We start from the raw sequence: 13,106 nt of genomic DNA, 5'->3' as shown, positions 1-13,106 counted from the left end.
GGCGCCCCCCCCCCCCCCCAAAACCGGAAACAGGAAAAGAGCTCAAACATGCCGTTCGATCGGGGCTAGGTTAGGGGTAGTCATTCAAAAGTTGACAACATCAAACAAGATTCATATTCTCTCAATGAGCAAAATCCTATTACTTGTCTTTGAAAATGGTCAAAATAATTAAGAGTCATTTAAATTTTAATTAACAAATTTTTTGTAGCTTTTCTCAATTTTCTAAATTAAAATAAACTTTGTTTATTCTTAAATTTAATAGTAATAATTTTAATTAGGTTAAACTAAGCTTGATTCAGGAATCAACATATTGCTTTTATTAAATTTTTAAGCTAAAAAGCTTAATTTCTTTGTTAAAAATAAAATATTATAAAATAGAGTTGGTATTACATCAATAAACGAAGGGCATTGTTTATCTATAAAACAATCAAAATATTTGAGATCTTCTTTTGTTTATCCTTGCGGTAAAATACTTTTCACCTTGGCAATAAAGAAGTATGGAAACAATTTAATTTTAACAGAATAATAAAATTTCTTCCAAACAAAATAAAAACTAAAGAATATTCGATCCTTTTCCTATTTTTGTGCAACTAATATTATTTGAAATGTCTGAAATTGAGAACCACGAAACTCAGAACATAAAGAATAACCCGAAAATTATGAAAGCCTGGGCAGTGTACGACTGGGCCAATTCAGTATATTCTCTGGTTATCACGTCTACCATTTTCCCGATTTATTATTCTATTCTTACCACAGCGTATGAAAAGAAAGAATATGTGGAAGAAACAAAATCCTGGATTGATGTTCCGGTAAGGCATATGATTACCATTTTTGGAAAAGAATATCAGCCGGATGCCGTGTACGGATACTCATTAACGATTTCTTTCTTCATCGTGGTGTTGCTGTCGCCGTTTCTTTCATCACTGGCAGATACGATCGGGAACAAGAAATCTTTCCTGCAGTTTTTCTGTTATCTGGGCGCAACATCATGCATGGGATTGGCCATGTTTACCGGAATGCACAATGTCTTCCTCGGACTTCTGTTCAGCATCACAGCGAGTGTAGGATTCTGGGGCAGCCTTGTATTTTACAACTCCTTCCTTCCGGATATTGCAACACGAGACAAGCAGGATGCACTTTCTGCAAAAGGATATGTTTACGGCTACATCGGTTCGGTGGTGTTGGTAATCATTTGTCTTGTATTAATACAGGTTGTGGCAAAAGGAGACCCGGCCAAACAATTGTTATTCACAAGGGTAAGCTTCCTGCTCACAGGAGCATGGTGGTTTGGCTTTTCACAATATACCTTTAAGCATCTGCCTCAGTTTGGCGATGTTAAAGAAAAGCTCCCGAAAGATCTTGTGTTGTTAAATTATAAAAACATCTTTAAAAAACACGAAGAGCAGGGCGGGTTTTTTGAAGTGCTGAAAGATAATCTTTGCTTCTATAAAGACATTGCAAAAGAAAGCTTTAATGAACTTTTCAAAGTAGGGAAAGAGCTGTTTAAACACAGAAACCTGAAGTTTTTCCTGTCCAGTTTCTTTTTTTACAGTGTAGGAATGCAGACGATCTTCCTGATGGCAACCTTATTCGGGAAAAGTGAAATCAACCTTCCGCAGGATAAGCTCATAGGAACCCTTCTTATCATTCAGATTGAAGCTATTATCGGAGCGGTTATATTCTCAAGGCTATCGCGTAAAATAGGAAATAAAAATGTAATATCAATAGCCGTTGTATTATGGATTGTAGCCTGTATCTGGGCTTACTTCCTTAATAAAGAAAATCCTACGGTTGAATACCAGTTCTATGGTGTAGCAGCAGTTGTCGGGCTCGTGATGGGAGGCCTTCAGGCAATGTCCAGATCTACCTACTCCAAGCTTTTGCCGGAAAACTCAATGGAAAATACAACATTTTTCAGCTTTTATGATGTGCTGGAAAAAATTGCCATTATCGTAGGAACATTTGTCTTTGCATTATTTATTGATAAATACGATGCTTTACGATCTATTTTTGCTAAAATTGATGTTATGCTTCCATCTGCTTCCGGGATGAGGTTTGCAGCTTTTTCTATGGCGATTTTCTTCTTTGTAGGATTAATACTTATAAGATTTTTAAAACTCAATAATCCTAAAAATGATTAATTAATTAAACAATAATAAAAGAGACGCTTACAAAAGCGTCTTTTTTTATATATGGGAATTTATATTAAATTAATTGATTATTATATAATACATATCATATTAACATTAATTTTGTGTTTTTTTTCGTTTATTTGCAAATTGTTAAATCTATTAAAAAATAATGATAAAAAAGCTACTCACGATTTGCATAGTACAATGTGCAGTATTGGGTTTTTCACAGAACCTTCGTCCTGTTGCGGCTAAAGTTTCGGAATACCACTCCCAAAAGAAAACTTTTGAAAAATACGATCTGTTCACCCTTAATGACAGTTCAGAAAAACTCGCTGAATATAAAAAGGCTGCTACAGATATTTCTGTCCTGAAAGTAGACAGCAGACAACTGAAAAAACTCGTCTACGATAAACCTGAATTCCTGGAAGTTTCTTTTCCTTTCAACGGAAAACAAATTACTGTGGAGCTTTATAAAAATGAAATTTTCACCAATGATTTTAAAATAACTACCAGCAAAGGAGAAATCGTTAATTATACTCCGGGAGTCTATTATCAGGGAATCGTAAAGGGAGACAGTCAGTCGGTAGTTGCATTTAGTTTTTTTAATAATGATATTGTTGGTGTAGCCTCAACACCTGAATTAGGAAATGTTGTCTTGGGAAAAGCAAAAAATTCAACAGATTTTGTAAGTTATTCAGATTCCAAACTTACAGGTCTGAATCCATTTATCTGCGGCGTAGATGAACTGGCGGAAAATCAAAATCAGAAAATATCCTTTGATCCGAATGCACAAAAAAGTACAGGTAAAGCAATGACACAAAACTGCGTAAGGATATATTATGAAATATGTTATACTCCCTATGTAAATAATGGTTCAAATATTACTACTACAACCAACTGGCTTACGGCAATTCATAACAATATTCAGACACTTTACAATAATGATGATGTAAAAATTGCGCTGAATGAGGTTTTTGTCTGGACTACTGCAGACCCTTATACAGGTACTCCTAATGCTAATCTCTCAAGCTTCAGAGCAAACAGGCAAACTTTCAACGGAGATCTTGCGCATCTGGTTAATCAGCCCTCCACAACAAGTGTTGCCTATGTAAATTCACTTTGTACTACAAGCAGGCATGCGTATTCAGGAGCATCACAAACGTACAATAATGTTCCTGTTTATTCATGGACGATCGAAGCCATGACGCACGAAATGGGACACAGCTTAGGCTCTCCTCACACCCATGCCTGCGCCTGGAACGGAAATTCTACGGCAATTGACGGTTGCGGAACACAGGCAGGTTATCCCGAAGGATCATGTCCTACAGGCCCGATTCCTACATCGGCAGTGAAAGGAACAATCATGAGCTATTGCCACCTTCTTTCAGGAGTAGGTATTAATTTTGCGAATGGTTTTGGCCCTCAGCCCGGAGCACTCATCAGAAATACGGTAGACTCAAAATCATGTTTGGGAAAAGATTGTATAACAGCGTGCAGTACTACAATTTCAGGATTGTCCGTTTCAAATATAACCCAGACTTCGGCCAGTGCTACTTTTAACGATGCTACATCAATATCTTGGAAATACAGGCTCACAAAATTTGACGGAACTTCTGTGGCAAGCGGAAATATTTCTTCGCCATCTTTAAGTTTATCAAATCTTCAGCCCGCAACATATTATTTGCTGTCAGTAGGAACAGACTGTTCCGCTGCATACCAGAGAACACAATTATTTATGACGGATGGAAACTGGTGTAATGGTGCTATTTTCACAGATACCGGCGGATCAGCATCAAATTACGGAGACAACCAGACCATTGTAAAAACATTTTACCCGTCTTCCGGAGCATTGTCTATGACGTTTACGGAATTCGGACTGGAGGATGATTATGATTTTATGTATATCTACAACGGGCCTTCTACAAGCTCACCGCTGTTTGCTAACGGTAATGGTTTATCGGGAACAACTTTACCGGGAACATTTACTTCCACACATCCTTCAGGAGCTATTACCGTGAGATTTGTTTCTGATGTTGAAATAAATGATATCGGCTGGAAAGCAAATTTCTCGTGTTCCGTGCTGGCTGTTGAAGATCTTAATACGAAAGACAACAGCGTAAGCATTTACCCGAATCCGGCAAGAAATAGCATTACCATTGCCTCTAAAGAAAATTTAAAATCATATAAAATTTACGACGAAGCAGGGCGATTGATAAAATCAGAATCTGCTTTAAAAGGAAGCAGGCTCGATGTTAATATCTCTTATATGCAGACCGGAAATTATGTGGTAACAGTGGAAACGGAAAAACAAAAAGTAACCAAGAAATTAATAAAACAATAATTTAATTATTTTGCAATACAAGCCTGATTATTCAGGCTTTTTTTATTAACTTTAATAAAAAGAAAGCAAATTTTTGAAATTTTATAAATTGTTATAATAACAGATGTTAAAAAAATATCAGAATTCGGCTCAACTTTTGCTTGTATTCAGGAGAATAATTTTACATTTGCAAAAAAAATTTATTAAAACTAAATGACAAACCCATTATTTTACGCAAAAATTCTTTTATTCGGAGAATACGGAATCATTGAAGATTCCCAAGGTTTGACATTACCTTATAGCTTCTATAAAGGTACCCTCAAGTTCTCATCATTAGATTCCGAATTTGAAAAAAAGTCTAATGAACATTTAAAAAAATATGCCGGATATCTTGAAGATTTGAAACTTCCCGAAACTTTTGAGCTTAATGTTTCAACATTTAAAGAAGAAATTTCTTCAGGATTATTTTTTGACAGCAATATTCCACAGGGATACGGTGTCGGAAGTTCGGGCGCATTGGTAGCCGCTATTTTTGAGCGCTATTCTATCTCCAGACACGAGCCGGAGAATATTTCCAAAGATGAATTAAAAAGCCTTAGAAATGTTTTTGGATTAATGGAAAGCTATTTTCATGGTAAAAGTTCTGGAATTGACCCGCTTATTTGTTACATGAATCTTCCAATTCTTATCGAAAGCAAAGAGAGCGTTGATAGAGTGGCAATTCCTGCAAGTGAAGCCGGAAAAGGCGCTATTTTCCTGATCGATTCCGGAATGACCGGCGAGACAGGGCCAATGGTTCAGATTTTCTTTGAAAAAATGAAAACGGAAGGTTTCAGAAAAACGCTGAAAGAAGAGTTTATACGCTACAACAATGCATGTATTGACGCCTTCCTGAAAAAAGATATGAATCCTTTTTTCAGAAATCTTAAAAAGCTTTCTCATTGGGCATATGAACATTTCAGACCAATGATTCCGGAAAGCTTGTTTAATGTCTGGAAAAAAGGCTTGGATTCTAATGCTTATTATTTAAAGCTCTGCGGAAGCGGGGGCGGCGGCTATATTTTAGGTTTCACCAAAGATTACGAAAAAGCGGAGAAAATGCTTGACGGCTTCAATAAAGAAGTCATTTACAGATTCTAAACCATAGGAAATGAATTCTGAAAAAGAAAATTTCCAGGAGAAAAATTATACTAAAAAATCTTTTATTTACAGATTTTCACAATTTGTGGGCTTTCTTTTGGGAGCTCGCTTTTTTGTAGCAGCAATCCTTACTTTAGCCCTGTATGTCTCTACATTTTTTCTTTTTAACCAGGATGAAAGCTTTAGAAAATTTGTTTTTGATTTTAAAGTTCACGGAATTATTTTCTGCACCGTTTTAACAATTCTGGCAGGAGGAATTATCAACCAGTTTTATGATTTTGAAAAAGATCATCTTGTAAAGCCTTTTAGAACGAGAATTCAGAGTTTTATCAAGCAGAAATATTTTTTATATGCGTATCTTGTTTTAAGCATAATATCACTGGGAGTTGCATGGATGATTTCTCATAATGTTTTCATTTTTTTCATTGTTTACCAGTTTTTTATGTGGTTTTACAGCCATAAGCTGAGCCGTATTTTAATTCTCAATAACCTTACTTTTGTAAGCCTTACGCTGTATCCTTTTTTCGGAATGATGGTTTATTATCAAACTTTTTCAAAGAAAGTTCTTTTAATGGCCGTTTTTCTTTTTCTGATCTTATTATGTATTGATATTGTGAAAGATACATTAACAAAAAGAGTCGATGAAACGTTCGGGTATACAACAATTCCTAATTATTTTAAACCTACAATTGTAAACAGGATCATTGTTTCTTTACTGATTATTACAATGGTTGTTTCGATGAAATTAATTATCAGGACTGGTATTGCAGGATTTATGGCATATTATTTTGCGGCAGGACTTTTCGTTTTCATTACCTGTATTTATCTCATTATCAATAATACGAGACGAAATAAGTTTTTTACCATTACTATTTTAAGATTCTGGGTTTTTGCCGGAATAATAGCGATGCTCCTGAGCGGACTGGAAGGTAAATTGTAGAAAAATTTCTTTAAAAAACCTTTCCTTATCCTTACCTTTGCAGAACTATAAATCTATAAAAGTAATGCCCATTTTCAACGATACTAAAATCGCATTTGCGGATAAATCTGATGCACAGCTAAGAAAGGCGTATTGGATGTTCAGGATGATTGAGCAGCCATCACTTACAAAAGTTGGAACTTCTCTTCTTAATTTCACCGTTCACAACAATTTCCCTTTTGTTACCGGAATCGTAAAAAACACTTTATTTGAGCAATTTTGTGGCGGCGAAACCCGTGAAGAAAGCATGAAAGTGGTAAAACAGCTTTTCAAAAGAAGGGTTGGAAGTATTTTTGACTATTCTATCGAGGGTAAGGAAGATGAAGAAACCTTTGACGCAGTCTGCAAAGAAATTAAAGATATCGTAAGATTTTCCGTGGGAAATCCGGCCATTCCTTTTATTGTATTTAAGCCTACCGCTTTTGGAAGAATTGATTTATACGAAGCTGTTGGAAAGAATAACGAACTTACTTCAAGCCAGAAAGAAGAATGGGATAGAGTAGTGAAAAGATTTGATGAAGTGTGTAAATTATGTCACGAAAACGACAAAAAAGTAATGGTAGACGCAGAAGAAACCTGGATGCAGGATGCTGCAGACAAACTTTGCGAAGACATGATGGAAAAATACAATCAGGAAAAACCCATTGTCTGGAATACCATCCAGATGTATCGCACCGGAAGGCTTGAATATATGGAAGAGCATGTAGAAAGAGCAAGGCTAAAAGACTATTTTATCGGATATAAAATTGTTCGCGGTGCTTATATGGAAAAAGAAAGGGCAAGAGCTACGGAAAAAGGATATCCGGATCCGATTCAGCCAACTAAAGAAGCATCAGACAAAAATTATAATGCAGGAATCGATTTCGTGATGAGCCACCTGGATAGAGTTTCAGCTTTTTTCGGAACCCATAATGAAATTTCTTCGGAGTTGGTAATGGACAAAATGAAAGCTAAAAATCTCGAAAACTGTAATGAGCATGTGTATTTCGGACAGCTTTACGGGATGAGTGATAACATTACTTTTTATCTTTCGGATAAAGGCTATAACGTTGCAAAATATCTTCCGTACGGACCGGTGAAAGACGTTGTTCCATATCTTACCAGAAGAGCCCAGGAAAATACTTCGGTTGCCGGACAGACAGGAAGGGAACTCGGGCTTATTAAAAAAGAACTGGAAAGAAGAAAAACCGGCAGGTAATCTTTTTTAGAACATAATAGAAAAGTCTTACAATTTGTAAGGCTTTTTTTATGCCCAATCGTCTTATTTAAGGCTCAAAACTTTCAAATTTTCCGTTTTCATAAAAAATAACAATTCGTTTTATAGTAACTCCTTTATTTTCAGTGGATTGAATAGTATTTACAGGAATATAATTTTCTAATCGATGAGAATCGCTTATTTTTTCTTCAGCTTTACTTTTGTGCGGTATAAACGATTCTGCAGGAATTTGTTTTAGTGTCTCCGGGTTGCTTTCTTCTGCGCCAAAATCTTCATCATCATTCATCATTGTGAAAAGATCGGGAAGAGAAGTCGGCTTTGATTTTTCTTCTGCATTAAATTCGGGAGCTTTATTTTCGGTTTCATGAATTTCAGGTAACTCTGATTTCAGCATCTGACCTTCTCCGGTAACGAGCCAGTCCCAAAGAATTTCAGGGAAGCGGGATTTTATTTTGATGATAAATTCCAGAGAAGGTTTGTTACGCCCGGAAGTTACGTGCGAAATAGAAGAACGCTGCACATCAATTTCATCCGCAAACTCAGAAGGTGTTAAGCCGGAATATTCAATAACCTTGGAAATTCTTTCATTTAAACTCATTAAAATACTTTTTAAATCGTTTACAAATGTAAAGATTAAATTTACAATTGCAAAATACAAAAGTAAATTAATTTTGAATTATTCAATATACATATGTAAACACTATATATATTGATTTACAGTATGTTATATTTTACATCATTAAATGCAAGAAAATTTATTCAACAAATTTTCAACACCTTATTTTTTAAACCTCTAATCTTAAAGTAATACATGAAGTAAATTTATTATTGATGAAATTTAAGCTTGAATTATAAAGAAGTCTGTATTTATCGATAGTAGAGCAGTTTTTAAAGCTTTATTTTATATGAATGGAGTAGTGAGTTGTAATATGCTGGTTAAATGCCATAATTCATTTCTATTAATATTCGAAAACTTCTTTAACTACTATTATTAGTATAATTTTCCAAGCTATTTTTATCAGAAGAAAGTTATTTAAATTGTATTTATTGATTAAGTTACAATTTAAAAGTGATGTTCGTTTTTCAAAAGAATTTTAATTTAATAATCTAAATTATCAACAATTTACATTTGTATATAGAAGAATAATCAGAATTTTCCACACTTAAATATGTTTAACAGAATTACGAGCAAATGTAGATAACTACTCCTTTTATTACTTCAAGTAATATTCAAATTTAAATTTAGTTAAATTTTATAAATAACTGAAATTAAATACTTTAATTATATTAAATTGAATTATTGTTAATCCACAATTTTATCCACAGACAAAATGGCAATTTACAGTGTTTGGTTAAATTACAAATGTTAATTTTATTTATGACTAAAATTTTTATTAAATTTGACTCTTGTAAACTATTACACAATGAATTTTGAAAAGCTGTATCAGCAAAATCCGGATTTCCCAAACCGCTACATTTCCCCTGAAAAATTATTTTCTTACCTACAGACAAATCTCAGCGATTATATTCATGAGATCGGAAAGTCGTATTTGGGTAAACCTGTTTATCAGCTGACAATAGGAAGTGGTGATATTCAAATTATAGCCTGGTCGCAAATGCACGGAAATGAATCGAATGCCACTCATGCTATGCTTGATATGCTTACCACTTTAGATAAAGCTCCTGGTTTAAAAGATGAATTGTTTGGTAAAATAACATTGGATTTTATATTGATGCTGAATCCGGATGGTTCCGAAAGATGGACAAGGCTCAATGCTTCAGATATCGATCTGAACAGGGATTTTCATAATGAAGCCAGTAAGGAAATTAAGCTGCTGAAAGAAGCTGTTGCAAAGAAGAAATATCATTACGCATTGAATCTTCACGAGCAGAGAACAATTTTTACGACTAACGGAATTCATCCTGCCACTCTTTCATTTTTGGCCCCCTCTGAAAATATTGAACGTACCATTACCGAAAACAGGAAGAAATGTATGGCTGTAATTGCGTCTCTTTATACAAGATTGAAAGAACTGATCCCAAACCAGATCGGAAGATATTCAGATGAATTTTATCCCGCTTCAACCGGAGACAATTTCATCAAAGCCGGAATGCCTACCATTCTTTTTGAAGGCGGACATTTCGCAGAAGATTACACCAGAACAGAAACCCGGAAATATTACACCATTGCGCTTTATTACGCATTAAAGGCAATGATGGAGCTTAATTCAGAAACGGAAGGATGGGAAGCTTATCTTGAAATTCCCGAAAATAAAGAAACGCATTACGATATTATTTACCGTAACGTAAAGCTGAATACAGACCATGAATGTGTCCTGGATATTGCGGTTCAATACCGGGAGCTGAAAGAAGAAGGTAGGGACGAAATCTCTTTTGTTCCGTTTGTGATGGAAGTCGGCGATGTGAAACAACGGAAAGGATGGAAAGAAATTGACTGCACAGGAAAGAGGTTTGTTTGTCCGACAAAATATCCCAAACTGGATGCGGAGGTAAATTTTTATATAGAGGATTAGGTTGCTTAATAGCCTAAAACATAATGGTTACCTTGACCTTGTTGCCTTATAAAAATTCAGGAGCGGAACCAAAGGTTCCGCTCCTGAATTTTTGTTTACCCTTAAAAAATAAACTATTTTTATTTATAATTTGATTAATTAACCACCTTTATTCCATTCGCTACAAACCTGATTTCCTCTTTCGGAGTGGTAATCGCATCGATTTCAGATTGTGGTTTTTTAGCATCTTCAGCATAATGTTTCTGTTCATCTACGGAAGTCACTTTTCTTTCGGCAGAACCTTCAAGCACTACATTTTTTCCTTTTAAGGCAGTCGGAACAAAGAACCCGTAATCTTTCATCTTTACAAAAAACTGGGAATTATCTTCCGTCTGGATCGTCAGCCAGCATCCTTTTTTATCACAAACATCCGTTACCTTACCTTTTACGGCAACATTTTCAACTTTCTTGTCGGCTTTCTTTAATTTCTTACTTAATTTATCTACGGAAATAGCCTTAGATTCTGCATTGGAAGCAACGCCTCCTCCATAAACATCACCTACAACAGCATTTCCTGCCGGCGGACCGGATTTTTTTGATTCCTGCGCAAAAACTAAAGTAGAAAAACTTACTGTAAATGCAAATAATAATGATTTGAATTTCATATTGATTTTTTTTCAAAAATAGTAATAAAATCTGAATCATAAAACGCCTTAAAATAGTTATAAAATGAAAGTCATCTTTTCAAATAATAAATTCATTTTAACGCAATGTCCGAAAAAAATTAATCAATGATGCTGCATCATCCTTTCACAAAAACATCCCGCACCACACAGTGCTATCATTCGCTGAATGAAATGCCTTCGCTCTCAAAAATAATTACATAGTTATTCAATAAACCCTTGCGACCTTAGCGTTAAATAAAGAATATTTTCAGCTTATAACGCAACACCTGCAAATAAAATTAATCCATGATACTGCATCCTTTTGCCAAAACATCTCGCATCACAGTGCTATCATTCGCTGAATGAAATGCCTTCGCGCTCAAAAATAATTGCATAGTTATTCAATAAATCCTTGCGGCCTTAGCGTTAAAAAATGCACATTTCATCTTTAATTCAAAACAAAATAAAAACTAATCCTATAATTATTATATTTGAAGCCTATACTTCACTATGCAGAAAAAACTAAAACTTTGGGACGCCATCATGCTGGTAATGGGGTCAATGATCGGAAGCGGAATTTTCATTGTAACCGCAGACATGATGCGGAATCTCGGTTCCGGTTTCTGGCTCATTATCGTCTGGGTAATTACGGGAATCATGACGGTTGCTGCAGCGATAAGCTATGGCGAGCTTTCAGCCCTGTTTCCAAAAGCGGGCGGACAATACACGTATCTGAAAGAAATTTTCGGCAAGAGAATGGGATTTCTGTATGGATGGGGACTTTTTACGGTGATTCAAACCGGAACCATTGCTGCTGTAGCGATGGCATTCGGAAAATTTACTGCTTATTTGGTTCCGGCGCTCAATGATGCAGCTCCGATTTTCCAGAGTGGTGAATTTAAAATTACATGGATTCAGATACTTGCCATTGCCATTATCCTTTTGCTTACCTACATCAATACAAGAGGGGTGGAAAGCGGGAAATTGTTGCAGAATATCTTCACAGGATCAAAAATAATAGCATTATTGGGATTAATTGCAGCAGGATTTATTCTGGTTGACATCTCTCATCTTGCCGAAAATTTCAGCTTCGGATATGATTCTTTTAGCAATCTTACAAAAGACAAATTCGGAAACTTTTTAAAAGAAGGCTGGGAGCCCATCGGCGGAATGACACTTTTGGGAGGAATTGCGGCAGCTATGGTAGGTTCCGTTTTCAGTTCTGTAGCATGGGAAAGCGTAACTTTCGTATCAGGAGAAATTGAAAATCCTAAAAAAAATGTGGTAAAATCAATGATCTATGGAACAACAGCCGTTATGATCTTATATATTGCCGTAAATTACGTTTACCTTAATGCGCTCGACCGTGATTCCATAGCATTTGCAGAAAACGACAGGGTAGCGGTGGCGGCTTCGCATTTTATTTTCGGAAGTGCAGGAACAGCCATCATTGCAGTTCTCGTTATGGTTTCCACTTTCGGGTGCAACAACGGGCTGATTCTTGCCGGGGCAAGGGTTTTTCAGACCATGGCCAAAGACGGGATGTTTTTCAAACAGGCAGAAAAAAACAATAAAAATACAGTTCCGGAAAATGCATTGTGGATGCAGGGAATTTGGGCGTCTGTTTTGTGCCTCAGCGGACAATACGGAAACCTTCTGGATATGATCTCGTTTGTCATCGTATTGTTTTATATGATTACTGTTTTCGGAGTTATTTACCTTAGATTTAAAAAGCCGGAACTGGAACGTCCATACAAAACCTGGCTATATCCTGTAACGCCGGTTATTTATCTGTTGATCGGTACTGTTTTCTGTATTCTTTTGTTGATCTACAAACAGCAGTACACCTGGCCGGGATTCCTGTTGGTTTTGGTCGGGTTGCCAGTGTACTACTTTATCAATAGGAAAAATAAAGTTCAGGAATAAATGAAAAAGGGATTGTCTCAAAAAGTCACTTTGTCATTCTGAGCGCAGCGAAGAATCTATGAAATCAAATTATTTAAGATTCTTAACCACAAAGCATATTCAGATAAAACTTTTGGAAAAGCCTCTTTTATTTTTAGAAGCTTTATCCTGCTTTCGCTACTCGCTTTTTCTGTATTTCGGGTTGCGGCGGCGAAGCCGCCGCAACCCCAAAAAAA

Annotated in this window: 9 protein-coding genes; 7 read left to right on the top strand and 2 right to left on the bottom strand. The window is 35.7% G+C overall.

Features of this window, described 5'->3' with window-relative positions; all coding sequences use genetic code 11:
- The first annotated feature begins 605 nt into the window (after positions 1-605).
- The 5 genes from SOP96_RS19585 (at position 606) to SOP96_RS19565 (ending at position 7,769) form a co-directional block, all read left to right on the top strand.
- On the top strand, positions 606-2,141 hold the full coding sequence (locus tag SOP96_RS19585; protein WP_326322563.1) for an MFS transporter: 1,536 nt from the start codon (positions 606-608) through the stop codon (positions 2,139-2,141).
- A gap of 160 nt (positions 2,142-2,301) precedes the next feature.
- A complete protein-coding gene (locus SOP96_RS19580) occupies positions 2,302-4,473 on the top strand; it encodes a M12 family metallo-peptidase (protein WP_326322562.1) in 2,172 nt (723 codons plus the stop codon).
- Positions 4,474-4,665: 192 nt separating this feature from the next.
- The gene (locus SOP96_RS19575; protein WP_326322561.1) at positions 4,666-5,592 is read left to right on the top strand and encodes a mevalonate kinase family protein; all 927 of its coding nucleotides are present in this window, start codon (positions 4,666-4,668) and stop codon (positions 5,590-5,592) included.
- 10 nt (positions 5,593-5,602) lie between these two features.
- Positions 5,603-6,532: a UbiA family prenyltransferase gene (locus SOP96_RS19570; protein WP_326322560.1), complete on the top strand. Its 930-nt coding sequence runs from the start codon at positions 5,603-5,605 to the stop codon at positions 6,530-6,532.
- A gap of 64 nt (positions 6,533-6,596) precedes the next feature.
- Positions 6,597-7,769, top strand: a complete 1,173-nt coding sequence (locus SOP96_RS19565) for a proline dehydrogenase family protein (protein ID WP_326322559.1) — start codon at positions 6,597-6,599, stop codon at positions 7,767-7,769.
- Positions 7,770-7,836: 67 nt separating this feature from the next.
- On the opposite strand, the gene SOP96_RS19560 is transcribed toward SOP96_RS19565, so the two are convergent.
- Positions 7,837-8,385, bottom strand: a complete 549-nt coding sequence (locus SOP96_RS19560; protein WP_326322558.1) for a helix-turn-helix domain-containing protein — start codon at positions 8,383-8,385, stop codon at positions 7,837-7,839.
- 826 nt (positions 8,386-9,211) lie between these two features.
- Between SOP96_RS19560 and SOP96_RS19555 the strand changes: the two genes are divergently transcribed.
- Positions 9,212-10,321 carry a M14 family zinc carboxypeptidase gene (locus tag SOP96_RS19555; RefSeq protein WP_326322557.1) on the top strand — a complete coding sequence of 370 codons (1,110 nt, stop codon included), beginning with the start codon at positions 9,212-9,214 and terminating at the stop codon, positions 10,319-10,321.
- 134 nt (positions 10,322-10,455) lie between these two features.
- Here SOP96_RS19555 and SOP96_RS19550 read toward each other — a convergent pair whose 3' ends face one another.
- On the bottom strand, positions 10,456-10,965 hold the full coding sequence (locus SOP96_RS19550; protein ID WP_326322556.1) for a DUF4920 domain-containing protein: 510 nt from the start codon (positions 10,963-10,965) through the stop codon (positions 10,456-10,458).
- 510 nt (positions 10,966-11,475) lie between these two features.
- Between SOP96_RS19550 and SOP96_RS19545 the strand changes: the two genes are divergently transcribed.
- Complete coding sequence (locus SOP96_RS19545; protein WP_326322555.1) at positions 11,476-12,891, top strand: APC family permease; 1,416 nt, start codon at positions 11,476-11,478, stop codon at positions 12,889-12,891.
- The last annotated feature ends 215 nt before the right edge of the window (positions 12,892-13,106 follow it).

Source organism: Chryseobacterium salviniae (genome assembly GCF_035819015.1).
In the GTDB taxonomy this organism is placed as follows: Bacteria; Bacteroidota; Bacteroidia; order Flavobacteriales; family Weeksellaceae; genus Chryseobacterium; species Chryseobacterium salviniae.
The sequence above is the reverse complement of the archived record's forward strand: the minus strand, read 5'-3'. Positions and strand labels throughout refer to the sequence as shown.